General features: G+C 33.0%; 17 protein-coding genes. 8 read left to right on the top strand and 9 right to left on the bottom strand.

Annotated features, from left to right (window positions below; translation table 11 throughout):
* Positions 1 to 49 precede the first annotated feature (49 nt).
* Positions 50 to 1,864, bottom strand: coding sequence for an anaerobic ribonucleoside-triphosphate reductase (gene nrdD / locus ACMT7R_RS08580; RefSeq protein ID WP_415311219.1), 1,815 nt, complete (start codon positions 1,862 to 1,864; stop codon positions 50 to 52).
* Positions 1,865 to 1,901: 37 nt separating this feature from the next.
* Between nrdD and ACMT7R_RS08575 the strand changes: the two genes are divergently transcribed.
* Entirely contained in the window at positions 1,902 to 2,117 is a 216-nt protein-coding gene (locus ACMT7R_RS08575; RefSeq protein ID WP_415311218.1) for a hypothetical protein, read from the top strand.
* 65 nt (positions 2,118 to 2,182) lie between these two features.
* Here the strand turns inward: ACMT7R_RS08575 and ACMT7R_RS08570 are convergent, their stop codons facing one another.
* The 4 genes from ACMT7R_RS08570 to ACMT7R_RS08555 form a co-directional block, all read right to left on the bottom strand.
* Positions 2,183 to 2,797 (bottom strand): Snf7 family protein, encoded by a 615-nt coding sequence (locus tag ACMT7R_RS08570; protein ID WP_415311217.1) that lies wholly within the window; start codon positions 2,795 to 2,797, stop codon positions 2,183 to 2,185.
* Between the two features lie 100 nt (positions 2,798 to 2,897).
* On the bottom strand, positions 2,898 to 3,290 hold the full coding sequence (locus ACMT7R_RS08565; protein ID WP_415311215.1) for a Zn-ribbon domain-containing OB-fold protein: 393 nt from the start codon (positions 3,288 to 3,290) through the stop codon (positions 2,898 to 2,900).
* Between the two features lie 15 nt (positions 3,291 to 3,305).
* Positions 3,306 to 4,466 (bottom strand): thiolase domain-containing protein, encoded by a 1,161-nt coding sequence (locus tag ACMT7R_RS08560; RefSeq protein ID WP_415311214.1) that lies wholly within the window; start codon positions 4,464 to 4,466, stop codon positions 3,306 to 3,308.
* Positions 4,467 to 4,730: 264 nt separating this feature from the next.
* The gene (locus ACMT7R_RS08555; RefSeq protein WP_415311213.1) at positions 4,731 to 5,579 is read right to left on the bottom strand and encodes a carbon-nitrogen hydrolase family protein; all 849 of its coding nucleotides are present in this window, start codon (positions 5,577 to 5,579) and stop codon (positions 4,731 to 4,733) included.
* A 321-nt stretch (positions 5,580 to 5,900) separates the two neighbouring features.
* On the opposite strand from ACMT7R_RS08555, the gene ACMT7R_RS08550 reads away from it, so the two are divergent.
* Positions 5,901 to 6,164: a 4a-hydroxytetrahydrobiopterin dehydratase gene (locus ACMT7R_RS08550; RefSeq protein WP_415311212.1), complete on the top strand. Its 264-nt coding sequence runs from the start codon at positions 5,901 to 5,903 to the stop codon at positions 6,162 to 6,164.
* Between the two features lie 85 nt (positions 6,165 to 6,249).
* Positions 6,250 to 6,816 (top strand): hypothetical protein, encoded by a 567-nt coding sequence (locus tag ACMT7R_RS08545; RefSeq protein WP_415311211.1) that lies wholly within the window; start codon positions 6,250 to 6,252, stop codon positions 6,814 to 6,816.
* Positions 6,817 to 6,861: 45 nt separating this feature from the next.
* Here the strand turns inward: ACMT7R_RS08545 and ACMT7R_RS08540 are convergent, their stop codons facing one another.
* Complete coding sequence (locus ACMT7R_RS08540) at positions 6,862 to 7,245, bottom strand: hypothetical protein (protein WP_415311210.1); 384 nt, start codon at positions 7,243 to 7,245, stop codon at positions 6,862 to 6,864.
* A gap of 39 nt (positions 7,246 to 7,284) precedes the next feature.
* Here ACMT7R_RS08540 and ACMT7R_RS08535 point away from each other — a divergent pair, with 39 nt between their 5' ends.
* Both ACMT7R_RS08535 and rtcA read left to right on the top strand, forming a co-directional pair.
* Positions 7,285 to 7,866, top strand: a complete 582-nt coding sequence (locus ACMT7R_RS08535) for a nicotinamide-nucleotide adenylyltransferase (protein ID WP_415311209.1) — start codon at positions 7,285 to 7,287, stop codon at positions 7,864 to 7,866.
* 4 nt (positions 7,867 to 7,870) lie between these two features.
* The gene (rtcA, locus tag ACMT7R_RS08530; RefSeq protein WP_415311207.1) at positions 7,871 to 8,926 is read left to right on the top strand and encodes an RNA 3'-terminal phosphate cyclase; all 1,056 of its coding nucleotides are present in this window, start codon (positions 7,871 to 7,873) and stop codon (positions 8,924 to 8,926) included.
* On the opposite strand, the gene ACMT7R_RS08525 is transcribed toward rtcA, so the two are convergent.
* Together ACMT7R_RS08525 and ACMT7R_RS08520 are read right to left on the bottom strand one after the other, a co-directional pair.
* Complete coding sequence (locus tag ACMT7R_RS08525) at positions 8,919 to 10,376, bottom strand: ATP-binding protein (RefSeq protein WP_415311206.1); 1,458 nt, start codon at positions 10,374 to 10,376, stop codon at positions 8,919 to 8,921. The genes rtcA and ACMT7R_RS08525 overlap by 8 nt on opposite strands.
* On the bottom strand, positions 10,373 to 11,410 hold the full coding sequence (locus ACMT7R_RS08520) for a DNA double-strand break repair nuclease NurA (protein ID WP_415311205.1): 1,038 nt from the start codon (positions 11,408 to 11,410) through the stop codon (positions 10,373 to 10,375). Before ACMT7R_RS08520 ends, ACMT7R_RS08525 begins: the two co-directional genes overlap by 4 nt.
* Positions 11,411 to 11,520: 110 nt before the next feature.
* Between ACMT7R_RS08520 and ACMT7R_RS08515 the strand changes: the two genes are divergently transcribed.
* On the top strand, positions 11,521 to 12,021 hold the full coding sequence (locus ACMT7R_RS08515) for a hypothetical protein (protein ID WP_415311204.1): 501 nt from the start codon (positions 11,521 to 11,523) through the stop codon (positions 12,019 to 12,021).
* Here ACMT7R_RS08515 and ACMT7R_RS08510 read toward each other — a convergent pair whose 3' ends face one another.
* The gene (locus ACMT7R_RS08510; protein ID WP_415311203.1) at positions 12,022 to 12,576 is read right to left on the bottom strand and encodes a hypothetical protein; all 555 of its coding nucleotides are present in this window, start codon (positions 12,574 to 12,576) and stop codon (positions 12,022 to 12,024) included.
* Positions 12,577 to 12,728: 152 nt separating this feature from the next.
* Here ACMT7R_RS08510 and ACMT7R_RS08505 point away from each other — a divergent pair, with 152 nt between their 5' ends.
* Positions 12,729 to 13,355, top strand: coding sequence for an HD domain-containing protein (locus ACMT7R_RS08505; RefSeq protein ID WP_415311202.1), 627 nt, complete (start codon positions 12,729 to 12,731; stop codon positions 13,353 to 13,355).
* A gap of 74 nt (positions 13,356 to 13,429) precedes the next feature.
* Positions 13,430 to 14,041, top strand: coding sequence for a DDE-type integrase/transposase/recombinase (locus tag ACMT7R_RS08500; RefSeq protein ID WP_415311200.1), 612 nt, complete (start codon positions 13,430 to 13,432; stop codon positions 14,039 to 14,041).
* Positions 14,042 to 14,067 lie beyond the last annotated feature (26 nt).

Below are 14,067 nucleotides of genomic sequence, written 5' to 3'. Positions count from 1 at the left end.
AGCCGTAGTCAGCAACACCTGATTTTTATTTCTCACTTTAGTCTATAAATTAATTAATCTCATTGACATTGCTAGATCCACAAGACAAACAAATATTGTTCTGGATATTCCTTCTTCCACATATAGAGCATACAAAATGTTTTTCAAATATAACAAAGTAGGGAATTGTAGGAATAGCAATTTTTAATATGTCAATCAACTCCTGTTCGGAAGTGCCAGTTATATCGAGTCTGATATATAGACCTCCTGATACAAGGCTATCCAACTGCATAAGATTTTCAGAAATAGAATCATCATTTTCTAATAATCCTCTTGTAATTACCACTCCTTGTGAATATGATTGAAAATCATGGGTCAGTTTACCAAATTTGTCAGAATCTAAAACGACAAATCTTGTAGAACTACCATCATTAATCATAGAAACTCCAAACTTTTCGGTATTGGTTTGACTGAAACTAAGTAATACATCATTAGCTGTTTTTATCACTTTTTTAACTATCTCAAACCCGTCTTCTCTGGAATGCCCTAGAATATCATAGACTGATTCGTTTAATCCTGCTATATTAACAACTACAGTGGTAGAACCTACCTCCGGAAAACCAAGAATATCAGATATTGTAGGCAATATATTATGTTGTATATTTCTTGACAACATTTCTTTCTTCAACAATAATGTACTTATTGATGGTTTCATTAACAATGCCAATTTAGTTCTAAAATATGTTTCGTCTTTGTTTGACTGATAAGCCAATCGAGGGAGGTTGATAGTTAGAGAATTCAATACCATGTTTGGTAGCAAAGAAGTGCTGTTTAATTTACGAATGCCTCTACTACTAAGAATTGATTCTTGTGATAAGAGGATCTTACCTCCAAGTTTAACAATTTTTGCAATCAGCGACAAAACATCGCCTGACAAGGATCTTGCATGATTAATGAATAATCCAAAGTTGGGCAACGCCACTTGTTGTAGGTATGAAGAATATCCCTTTAACATTTGAATTAATAGTTCATTATCTTCTTTTCCTGATATAACAAGAGTAACAATAGGAGCATTTGTATATTGCATAGATATTGAAGACAAAATTAACGATAACGAGAAATAATCAGGTATTTTATCCATTTGATAATCTCTAAAAATTTTATCCATATTTTCTATAACTATTTCCTTAGATACCTCCCTTTGAAGGATTGATACTATAATAGGCAAAACTAAATTGAAATTACTTTGATCAAGTGTTCGCGGCAAAAATAGGAAATGCCCTTTCATATTGAGATTACTTTTTACTTGTTCAACATCAATGAAAATGGTATCAGGACCAATTCCCCAATGACCTAAGGTATCAAGATGAATTTCACCATTGTAATGCATATCCAGTATATCTTTTTGAAAGGTATTGACAAAATAATCAGAAAGTACGTTTTTTGATATATCGATGATCAAGTCATTTATTCCATTTCTCAACGTGTTATTACTATTGTTTAATGTTTTATCTATATCAAATATAGGGATCCCAACTCGAATCAACTTGTTCATCTGATCTTCTAGGCCATGTTCTACCAAAATGTTATTAACACAATCTCTTATTAAGCGAGAGGTTAAATAAGAAGTTGAGAGTTTGTAGATTTTATTTTCTACTTCTTCTGTAATTTTAGTAGCTTGCTCTAATGATAAGTTTGCTTCTCTAACTAAGCTTTGAATTATCTTGTGAGAATTGAATTCTTCAAGAGTTTGATGACTTGTCCTTACGTACATCTTTCCACTCTCTACAATAGATTTTTCTTCTATTTGCCTAGCTAAATTTAACACCAATTTACCCAGATTTGTAATGGTATATCGTCTTTCTGATTTATTTAGACCGACCAAAGATTGTTTTAACAATTTGCGTAAATGATAGGCAAATTTGCCAGATTCCTTTTTTGATTTGAATCCGGCTAATGACTTAAGCTCAGAATATGTCAGCGGTCCTTTATTATTTAGAATTCGTAGAATATCTATTCGGTTGGGACTAGCCATAACTGAAAAAATCATTCTAACTCTCTTAGACGTAGATTCTAATACACCACGTTTAGATTCAGAGGGGGGCGAATATGAAAACCTCAACTACAAAGCAGTCTGAATATTACTATATAAATAAAACTATCCGTATAAAAATAAGCAATAGATGGGAATGAAAAAAATAATCTAACTTTCTAGCAAAACCTGTCCGCTATTTAATATATCATCTTTTAAATTTATAGCAGGTCTTTTAGAAATGATAGATTCTGGAACGTCTGGTAATTTCTCTTTAGCCTCATCTTCCAAACTATTTTGAACATCATTTAATATGGCTAAGGCGTCTTTATCTACAACGGAGCCTATTTTACCATCGTCAGTGTGTATGTTAGAATTAGTCAGTACGTCATCAGTTAAAGTATGAATTTCAGATAGAACATTAGTTGCAGAGGGAACAGCCTTGGAGAGATCTTTCTGTATGTCTTGCAGCATGTCTACAGTTGGATTAATAGTATCCATTATTGCAGAAAATTCATTAATACTAGTAAAACGAATTGCAACTACTTCCAGAGCTAAACTAGCATTTTGGGTATTCTTTCGAAGGCGTCTCATAGCAGATAGTTCATTTGCTATAATATTAGCGCGTGCATTATTTCCAGATTTAATATTTTGTGTAATTTTAGAGCTAAAATTGGCATCTATGTTAGAAAACTTTTTGTCGATTACCCTAAGCTGAGAGATTTGCGTATTGATCACTGAGATTGCACTATTAACATCATAATAGAACTGGCCACTTTTTTCCATCTATAGATCAATAATCGGAAGGTTTGTTAAAAACAAATGTTAAACTCTCTAAACAAAAAGGAAGATTAATTTTAGCTTGATGAATAAAAGTAGGTATTCGCTAATATTTTTGTAATATCAATCCATGCTTTACGTGAAAATCAATGACCTGAATTTTAGATCCTAGCGGCAAGTCCAATGGCGTAGATATTCCTGGTAGAAAACCAGAAACATTGATGTCACAATCATCTAATTTAAAAATAACCCAAGCGTAGGAACTAACATCTTCAAATCCTTCTGGGGCAACCGATTGAATCGTATAAGTGACAACTCTACCTTTTCCGGTGTATGATACGTGTCTAAAAGAATTTGAAAAACATTTGTCGCAGTAATATACGGTTTCTAGCATGATATTATTGCATTTTGTACATTGATTAAGAAGTATCTCTCCCTTTTTTGCATGTTCGATAAATTGTTCTCTTGTGCTTTGTTTCTTAGACTTTGATTCAGACAATCAGGGTATCACACATTACTTGATTTTTTTGAAAATATGAACGGCTGCACTAGCCCCCGTTGCACCAAAATTGTGAGTCATTGCTATCTCTGCATCCTTAACTGTTCGATCTCCAGCTTTATTTGTAAACTGCTCAAATACCTCCACTACCTGGCCAACGCCTGTGGCACCTATTGGATGACCTTTCGACTTCAATCCTCCAGAGGGATTAACTGTAATATCACTATTTAATTTGGTACGTCCTTCCCTAACTGCCTGAGCGGCAGATCCCTTAGGGAAAAAACCCAGATCTTCTATATCTATTAATTCGGCTATAGTAAAACAATCGTGGACTTCAACAAAATCTATATCCTTTGGAGATAAATTAGCCATCTTGTAGGCTTGTCGTGATGCCTCTACGGTACTAGGAATTGTAGTTATATCTTTTCTAGATTGTACAGAAGCAGGAGATGCTCCTCTTCCCGAACCTACAATCTCAATATATGGGTTCCCACTCTTTTTTGCAAATTCTTCATTACACAATATTACAGCAGAAGCCCCATCTGAGAAGGGACAACAATCATATAGTTTTAATGGTGATGCTACTACAGGAGATTTTAACACGTCCTCCACAGTAATCTTTTTCCTAACATGCGCTTTTGGATTTAACAATCCATTTTCATGATTCTTAACTGCAACTCTTGCTAGATCTTCTTCAGTAGCCTTATATGTTGCAAGATAAGCTCTTGCCATAGAGCCGAAAAGTCCGGGAAAAGAGGCACCATTGCCACCTTCATAGAAAAAATCAGAACAATACGAAAAAAGGGTTGTACTCTCAACCGTACTGGTATGAGTTACTTTTTCTACACCCAATGCCAATACACAATCATAAAATCCAGCAGAGACATTTGCAAACGCTTCCCTAAACATAACAGATCCAGAGCCGCATGCAGATTCAATAGTCAACCCAGGCACCTCGGGAATTCCGAGGTTGCTCATGATTACTGGAGCCATATGTACCTGTTTATCTGCTACACCAAAAACATTTGAAATATATCCGGCTTTCACATCCTTTGGAGTTATACCTGCTGAATCAATGGCATCTTTTGAAGCGTTCAAAGCAATCTCAATAATACTTTCATTTAACTTGCCATACTTTGTACTTCCAGCACCAAGTACATAGACTTTTTCACCCATATATTATATAGAGAGGGCTTTAGCATAATAAAAATGTGTGCGTTTTTGAAATAGATCTTTCATCAATTTCAATCTTAATAAAAATAAGAGAAAATTAAGGTGGTAGCACTGAATACCATCAAGATGCGAGTAACACTATTACTTTTGTAGACACAGCCACTGTTAAATTAAATCTTTAGCCAGTAACGATAAACGAAGTCAGAAACAGATCATTACTTATAATTGATAACCATCCACAGGCCGTCGGAATCAACCATACATAAATTAGATGATCTTGTACATATCTTTACGTCTATTCTTAAGAAGAGGAAGGGTTTTTCTAACAACATCAATTCTGTCAAGGTCCAAGTCAACAATATCAAACCCTTCTTTATTACCCATATCCGTAACTACTATCCCAAACGGATCAACAATCAAACTTCTACCACAAAAAATATTACCAATCTGATTAGGGGCTATTAAATAAACTCCATTTTCTATTGCTCTTGCTTTACACATTATCACCCAATGATCCTCTTTCATAGTTCCCTGAACCCAGCCAGATGGTGCTATAAGAATACCGGAACCCTTTAGAGCAAGCATTCTTGATAACTCCGGGAATCGCAAATCATAGCAAACCAAAGTTCCAATCTTGCCCAAAGGTGATGCAACGGGAGAAAATAATTTATTTCCAGCTAGTAATTTATTGGATTCCCTAAAACCAAGTGCATCGTACAGATGCAGCTTTCTATATTGTGAAACTAATCGTCCTTTATTGTTTATCAACACAACAGTATCAAATACGCGGTAAGAATCTTTGTCAAAATTTCTCTGACTTTGGATTTTTTTTGTTTGTTTTGAATTTGCTCTTTCATAAATAGAACCAACAATAAAGATATTATTATCTCTGGCACTTTTTTTTAATTGTGATACAAAATTACCATGTTTGGATTCAGAAAGAGAAAATAACTCTTCACTACTTTGAGACGAGGGAGAAAAAGACATTTGAAATTCCGGAAAGCAAATTATTTTAGCAGAATTTTTGGCTGATTCTTTAATTTGTTCTAAAGAATATTGCAAATTTTCCTCTTTGTCCATAGAAGACTTCATTTGGACAATTGAAACCTTTACCATGAATATACAAATTAAAGAAACAGAGGTAATATTAAATCTAGTTTTAGCTTCAAGGAATCTTCAAATTTAGAGAATTCATCTATATGAAATGCATGATAAATATAAAGTCAAAATTAGACAAGATACCATTTATTAAAGTTAGCCTACCAAAAGCAAATGCAATAGAAAAGATATCAAATGTTTGGCTTTGAACTGACGTGTCTCCAGATGGCTGGTAAGGGTATAATAGAAAGAACATCATTTACGGCCATTTTGAATTAGTTAGCCAAGATACAAATCGCAATTGATAATGTTTAATTAATTTTATATAGATTAAGAGACATGGAGAATTTAGAAAACGAGATAAAGAAGTTGGAAAATTGGAAGAAAAAGGATAAGAAGTTGGAAAAAAACTTCAAATTTAGAGATTTTGTTGAGGCATTTAGTTTTATTACAAAAATCGCTCTAATAGCTGAAAAAATGGATCATCATCCAGATATTAAATTATCCTATAATAGTGTTGATATCGGACTGACAACTCATGATATTAACGGAATTAGTAGTAATGATATAACTTTAGCAAGAAAAATTGATGAATTATTATGAATTGCTAAGATTATAAGTAGATAATTATAACAAATATGATAAAAAAAGAATGTAAATATACTCCTATCTGTAAAAAAAAGGAGTAATGAGTGTAACTCAGGTATCAAAGGAAATCTTAAGTCGTGAACCTAAAATAAGATTTGTAGGGATTTTGAAAAGTGATGGTCAAGATATCAGTATTAATCCGGAAAACAACATTGACAAAAATGATATAAATTTGAGTATGACCCAGACACCTCATTTATTGGATGCAGGAAAGAGATTTACAGATTTGGGAAATTTGGAGTCGGTTACGTTTGAATATGATAAAATGAAGTTAATTAATTTACCAACCAATTCAGAAATAGTAATTTGCGGTACAGATAATGATTTAAGTAATAACGATATCAAAAAAATAGTCTCCGATCTTGTCGCAAACTATAACTTCAAAGCAGATACAAAGTATGAGACCGAACAAAAATCAGAATTCAAAAACGATTTATTTACAAAAGATAGTTTGAAGGAGATGGCAATAACGTCTAATCAGTTCGAAAATGCTTGGCATAGTTATGTTTCAAGTATGATAGGATTTTGGAAGGAGATGGCAATAACGTCTATAAAGATGAACGAAAAAATCATAAAAGAATTTTGGAATAACTATAAAGACAAATAAGATTGATGTCGCGATCACCATTAAACAGTAGGGGTAATGAGGGAATTAGATTCGATGTGTTACTGGAGCTAATGTCATGGGATCTATACTGATCCAGTCCGGTAATAAGAAGAAATCGAGCAAATAATTTCCAAGAAAAATAGTATTGTTATTCGTATTGCAATTCAATTGAGGATGTATTAGTGATAGTATGGGATAACTGTTACTAATTTTGTCGGCCATTTGAATAAGTTGTTGTATTTCGCATCCGTGAATTCGCGGTATTTTTGTACTAGATTTAACTTGAACAAGCAGTATTATATCATTTTGTTTTGCAACAATATCAGCGGGCCCCTTACTACCTTTCGAAAAAAAAACTAACCAATTGTTATTTGACAGATATAATCCCGTTAAATATTCGGCTTCCCGTCCAAACCTACTACAAGACAATACTAGAATATTTTTAGAAAATAAAATATAATAACTTTATTGCTTAGGCATCTTTTTTACAGTGATAAATTTTTAATCAGAGAGAATACTAGAGAAGTATTGAAAAGAGGATTGTATATTGGAAGATTCCAACCTCTGCATCATGGGCATCTACACTCACTTTTATGGTGCACTGAGGAAATGGATGAGCTAATAGTGGCTGTGGGAAGCTCTGATAAGAGTTTTGAATCTAGAAATCCTTTTACTGCTGGAGAGAGAATTGAGATGATCAGAGATGCTCTGAAAATTGAAGCAAAGGATAAACTAGAGAAGATAATCATAATCCCTGTTCCAGATATAGGAACTCATATGTTGTGGAGTTATAACTTGGATTTATTAGTACCCAGATATAGTACAGTATTTACAAATGATCCATTTACAAACATGTTATTTGTAGAGCGAAGAAAGGACATTATAAGGCCTGATATGATCAACAGAGATATAATGTCTGCCACAGAAGTTAGAAAACGTATAGCAGAGGACAAAGACTGGCAAGAGCTTGTGCCTTTATCCACAATTAAATTAATCAAAGAAATGAATGGTGAAGAAAGAATAAAGAAACTGTACAAATTAACAAAATGATGAAATGATATTAGTCGACGGATCGATGGGTGAGGGTGGTGGACAAATACTTCGTAGTGCCATAACCATCTCAACTTTGATCGGTAAGCCAATGGAAATAATCAACATCCGATCAAATAGAAAAGACCCGGGACTAAAGCAACAACATGTTTCGACAATTCAATTACTTTCAAGGCTTTTTAACATCAGTATCGAAAATGTAACAGTAGGCGCAAGTTGGATCAAGTACAAAGCACATAAGAATGTGGAAATTGGTTCAGAAAATAATAATCTAGTAATAGATATAGGAACAGCAGGAAGCATACCGCTATTATTGCAAACGATAATTCCAGTAGTTGCTATCTTCCAAAAAAATTTGACACTAAGAATTCAAGGAGGAACGGATGTGAAATATAGCCCAACAATAGATTATATTAGATACTTATTAAGAGACATCCTATCTAGAATTGGGATCACTTTTAGTATAAATGTCATAAGACGAGGTTTTTATCCGAATGGACAAGGTATTGTTGATGTACAAATAAAAAAAACATCAGAACTTCATACAATCGAGTTTTGTAATTTTAAGGATACGCAACCAGCCATCATGAGCATTGCAGGTAAGTTACCGAGACATGTGCCAGATAGACAAATTGAGCACGCCATTACAACACTAGAAAAAAAAGGAATAAAACCTATCAAGCATATATCCATAATTGAAACTTCAGTAAGTCCCGGATCTTCGATCCTCGTTTATAGTACTTCGGAATCAGGCATTTATTTAGGCGCAGATTATATCGGCGAAAAAGGTATAAAGGCAGAAACAATTGGGCATAATGCAGCAAAAAGATTCATAGCAGACTATGAATCTCGTGCGTGTATAGATCAATTTTTAGCTGATATGTTGGTATTACCTTTAAGCTTTGTTAAAGGCGAGTCTAAATACAAGATATCGAAAATTACGAATCATCTATTAACAAATCTAGAGTTAATAAAACACATAAACGGTCTCAATTATAATATAGACAAGATTGCTCAAAAGGAATTCATCGTTTCAATTAGAGGAGATCCCATTATTTAAAAAATTTTTTTGTTTCCCCTAAAGTTAGTACATCTACCGGATCAACTTTAACTACCATAGGCAAATTTGAAACTGCTTTACCGATTGCTAAACAATTTCTATGAGACAAAGTTTTAACAAGAGATTTTATTGTGGCACTGTCAAGTAAGGAAACTTTAGAGATCTTTTCTAAGTCAGCATCATTTGTAAAATTGAATAGAAAAATATTGTCTACCTGTCTATATATGGTATCATTTATGGCATCTGGTTGATTAGTAATAAATGTTGAATATATTCCAAAATGACGCATTCGTGTTATCAAATCTTCCCAATACGTGTCACGGATATAGAGCTGAGCTTCTTCTGCAAAGATAAAAACTGGGGGGATCTGTGATTTCTCTAATAATTCAATTAACTTACTCATTACTAATTCAACAATCATTCGCCTAATTACTGGAGAAACCCTACTCATATTTATTATCATTGCGGCACCTTTAGCTTTTGTTTTGACTAAATCTTCAAACTTAAAACATTTCTCTTTGGCAACACTTGAAGAGAACAGATGAGATGAGTTAATGGTATGAAATCTCGATAATAAAGCATCTCTCACCAATTCATTGATTGTCCAAGTACCAAAAGCTTTGCCTAATTCAGGAAGACTCAAAATCTTTTTGTTTTCTAATGCATCCCAGATCCTAAAAAACTCCCGCAGAGAAGCGGAGGGCATATCCAATGCATTCTTCAACATATTTGAAATTGATGGTTTTCCAAAATATGTCAAATCAAATTTTAATTCTAGGCCAGGATTTAACAAAAGTAATTTATCGGCTATGGGAGAACGTTTCCCATCAAGATTGTATGAGAGACCACTGTACTCATTATTTAGATCAAAAACAATAACGTATGCTCCATATTGGATGAGAGATTTCATCAAGATTTTTGACAGATGGGACTTGCCTGTTTCTTTCTTTCCTGTAATAATATTTAACCGGCCATCGAGGTCTTCAGCAAATATCTCAAATGGTTGATTGTCAGATCCACATCTTCCCAAGGATATTGGATAGTGCATTTTTTTATTCAATAGAGAATTCATTTCTCTCATACCTATCTTGACGATTTTAGAATTAACCCTTGAAGGAACCCAGTCTACGTCTGTTGATAGTTGATTTTCATTGTCTATAGATCCTCTTATTTTTGTCTTAAAGATTCTGACATCCCTAATAATTTGAGAAAGGTTATTTATTTCCAAAGGATCGAAAATATTCTCATTACTAAATTGGGAGACTACTTCGTCCTTTATAATCTCATCAACTAGCGATGATGAAGAGAAATACTCCTCTTCATAAAATTGAACAAGCAATTTCTTGCTACTATTAAAATCTTCTATGACAAAATAGTCTCCTTTATTAGCGAAATCATTAGTAACAGCTAATAATAGAATTTCGTCCCCTGTTTTGGAAAGAATTTTCATCTCCAAGCGGCTCCAAGCACAGATGCTCTAGCATTCTCATGTGTAATTTCTTTTATAGAATAATTAGATTTAATAAAACTCTTGATGCTGGCCAATTCTGTATTTGAAAAAATTGAAACATGATGTGAAAGAGAAAGAGAACTAGGATAGCCGAAATTAATCAATTCATTATGAAGTAGCGTTCCTAAAGTAGAGTTCACATCATTGTCATATGATACTATATCGGCTCGCAAAATATTTGAATATTCATTGCTAGATAATTTTACTAACATATGTTCACCATATGTTTTAGAAATAAGACTCCGGATTATTAGATTGATATCGACATATGCTGGAAATGTTGACCTAATAAGAGGATATGACAAATATTTTAGTATCTTGATTTTAGAGCTTTTGCTAATACCTATTACAGAATTGCCATTAACTACAGAATTTTCTAAGATCTTTGAAATGTGATACATGTGATTTTCAAATATCGAAGATTTTAACGAGCCATCAATCAAAATTAATGATCCAGAAATCAGTTTAGAAATCCAAAATTGGATGTACCTTTCTATATTGACGCGCAGAAATTTCTTCGCATAGTCGTCGTTAAATAGTATTAATTTAAACACGTTACGGTCAAATTTAAGGCTCTGGAGAACTTCCTCATTAAGATAAAACATCAACGGACCTATTTTTAAATGAGCAGTAGGCTTTCCCTTAAAGGATATACAAACAGACCCTTTAACTGCATACAAACCACCATCTTCAACCTCAGCTACTTTGATGCAGCTTGAATCTATTCCAAAAACCAATTTTTCAGCTTCTGTAGGAGATATACGGGTTAATTTAAGATTGGAATATTTTTCAGAATGGATTCCCCAATTTTGTATGGGTATACTCTCTTCATCATCTACGAAAACCAGTTTCTTGTTTTGAATTAAGTTTTTGTAGTCCTTACAAAAATACGAATTGCTAAAACTATTGATAAGGGATCTTTTCATAGATTCTAAATTTGATTCTAGGTCCTGAAGATTAAGTTGATTGTGCATGTTGTTCAACAACAATAGCATATTAATAAATGTTGTTCATGTTGTTCATGTTGTGCAACAACACGTTTATCAATTAGTGAGGCTAATATAATATAAACATGAGTGAAGCTGTGTCAAAATTGTCTTTAGAAGCAAAGATTAAGCTGAAGTATAAAGAATGGGAAGTTGAAATTACTTGTGTAGAAGATAAAGTAAAAAACGTAGTAGAAAACGTACTTACCGGTATAGATATTGCTTCATTGTCAGGTACAAATGCAAATAATGAAATTGAAAAACTTAAAGCTGAAATCGACAACATAAAGTCGAGAATAGATACAAACAGCACACTTCAAATTAGTAATCAGAAAAAAAATACGGTATCGTTAAAGGAACTTGCAAAAAATGGTAATACCTGTAGAAGTTTGATGGAAAAAATTTTTTATGAAAAATTTTTTGAAAATGAGAGATTACTTATCGAAGTCCATCAAGAATTGGCAAGAATGGGATATAATTATGATAAAACTGCAGTATCACACTCCTTAAGTGATATGGTCAGAGAGGGAATACTAACTAGAGTAGGAACTTTAAGAAATTATAGATACATCCAAAAGAAACCGTTATTTGAAAAATGACTACTGCCTTACAGCAAATTTTTTGTTCATAACATCATTTAGCCACTTTATTCCTATGGTAGTTATTCCGTAGACTACCGATTCTGTTTGGGTTTCTTTATTTACGCTTTTTGTTACATATCCAACCTTAACCAATTCAGATAATCTGGAGCTGATAGACTTTGGATTTAGATTTGTTGTTGTTTGAATATCTGAAATAGGGGATGATTTTTCAGGAATTTTGCCTAGCTCATATGCAATCTTAGAGCCTAGTAGAAACAGCATAACTATTTCTTTATCAGAGAATTTCTTATTGTGAATTTCTCCCAGATTAGGTAAAATTTTTGGTCCCTCAGGGGTAATTTTTATTATAGAGGAATACATATCAATCAGTTCAGATACAGAATAATTTAACGAGATTTTCTGAGCCAAACGTAGTTCTGGAATATGTTTCGTTAGAAAATTGATAGTCGACAACAAAACATTTTCAGGTCCTCCACTAAATTGCACTTTAATATCATTTAATTGAATAGAGACGCTTACATCGTCAATTTTGTTTGTATCATTGGAAATCATATAAATATAATCAGTAAAGTGATAAAATATTATAAACTTATGAATGTATATCTATACTTTAGAAATTTCATTAATAGGAATAGCATATCATAATAGATGAAAAGTAAATTATAGGATGAATAGCCAAAAAATCATAGGTTAAATCACTAGGAATGTACAAGGATAGCGATAATAGGAATAATTTTATTAAAACAGGGTTTCCAAAGCTGTTGAAACCTTTTGAGAAATCTATGAATGAAGTAGAAAAGATTTCTAAAGCTTTTGGTTTGGCTTTAAGAATTCATAATAATATGACAAGAAAATACCAATATGACAAGATTGAACCTCAAATAAATCATTCTTTGAGAGTAGCCTTAATCGTCAATGAAGAAATGAGTGTTGATGACTCTGATCTTGTTTGTTCGGCATTACTTCACGACATTTCTATCAAACAAGAAATTTCCAAAGAGACAAAGGAATACATAAAAAATGAACTTAGTGAAAAGACACTTGATGTAATATCTTTCTTTAATAAATATTCTAATCAAGAACAAAGTAACAAGAATGAGGAACAAAAAATTGAAAGGCAATTCAGCAGAGTAAAACAATCAGATACTTTGATAAAGAACATCCTTTTGGCAGAACGCTTAGATGAACTCAGATCTTTAAAAAATTCCAGAAGAAGAGATAAGATAACCAGAATGAAAGAGGAAACTCAGAAATACTTTATACCATTGGCAGAAACTACTAATGAGAAAATTTTGCTAAAGCTAGTTATTGCGCTTTATGAATTAAAATAATAAGTAGAACAACAGCGCCACCGGCTCTGTTAACTTAAGAAAATGATATAGCTTGAAGATGCTCTATTTCAGTTATGATCATCAAAAGAAACAGAACATCTTCGTTAGATATTGACCATGCTTTGTATTTGTACTTTCTTGGTTTATCAACCAGAAGTGTTTCCAAAGCAATATTTCATCTAAACAAAGTAAAGAGAAGTCATGTTGCAATCAGGAAATGGATTCAAAAGTATACACCTCAGAAGATGTCAATCAAAAAGAAAAGGATCTCAGAATTTATCATAGATGAGACATTGATTAAAGTTGGACCCGAGTATATTTGGTTATGGGTTACAATTGAATCCGAAAACATGGATATTCTCGCACTATCCATCTCCAAGGAAAGAAACATGTTTGTAGCCGAAAGATTCCCTGATGGCTTGATTAAGATTCACGGAAAACACGGTGTATCTACTGATGGTGGTACGTGGTATCCTCAAGCATGTCGATTCCTGAAACTAAAACATCATATCCATTCCTCATTGGAGAAAAGCCTTATCGAGAGAACTATGCAATACCTAAAGGATAGAACTGAAAGTTTCGATGATTATTTTCCCTGTAGAATAAAGAATTGCAGGTTGAAGCACGTAAGTAACTGGTTGAATATGTTTTCAGACTATCATAACAAGGAGGTGAACAACGCTTAAGTTAACAGCACCGCGCCACCCATAAG

Source organism: Candidatus Nitrosocosmicus sp. FF01 (genome assembly GCF_047711275.1).
Lineage (GTDB): Archaea > Thermoproteota > Nitrososphaeria > Nitrososphaerales > Nitrososphaeraceae > Nitrosocosmicus.
Note: the sequence above shows the minus strand (reverse complement) of the source record. Positions and strands in the feature narration are given on the sequence as shown.

Coding starts and splice junctions, on each gene's coding strand:
- ACMT7R_RS08570 (WP_415311217.1), bottom strand. CDS start 2,797: ATGGAAAAAAGTGGCCAGTTCTATTATGATGTTAATAGTGCAATCTCA.
- ACMT7R_RS08560 (WP_415311214.1), bottom strand. CDS start 4,466: ATGGGTGAAAAAGTCTATGTACTTGGTGCTGGAAGTACAAAGTATGGC.
- ACMT7R_RS08555 (WP_415311213.1), bottom strand. CDS start 5,579: ATGGTAAAGGTTTCAATTGTCCAAATGAAGTCTTCTATGGACAAAGAG.
- ACMT7R_RS08550 (WP_415311212.1), top strand. CDS start 5,901: ATGGAGAATTTAGAAAACGAGATAAAGAAGTTGGAAAATTGGAAGAAA.
- ACMT7R_RS08545 (WP_415311211.1), top strand. CDS start 6,250: ATGAGTGTAACTCAGGTATCAAAGGAAATCTTAAGTCGTGAACCTAAA.
- rtcA (WP_415311207.1), top strand. CDS start 7,871: ATGATATTAGTCGACGGATCGATGGGTGAGGGTGGTGGACAAATACTT.
- ACMT7R_RS08525 (WP_415311206.1), bottom strand. CDS start 10,376: ATGAAAATTCTTTCCAAAACAGGGGACGAAATTCTATTATTAGCTGTT.
- ACMT7R_RS08520 (WP_415311205.1), bottom strand. CDS start 11,410: ATGCACAATCAACTTAATCTTCAGGACCTAGAATCAAATTTAGAATCT.
- ACMT7R_RS08510 (WP_415311203.1), bottom strand. CDS start 12,576: ATGATTTCCAATGATACAAACAAAATTGACGATGTAAGCGTCTCTATT.
- ACMT7R_RS08505 (WP_415311202.1), top strand. CDS start 12,729: ATGTACAAGGATAGCGATAATAGGAATAATTTTATTAAAACAGGGTTT.
- ACMT7R_RS08500 (WP_415311200.1), top strand. CDS start 13,430: ATGATCATCAAAAGAAACAGAACATCTTCGTTAGATATTGACCATGCT.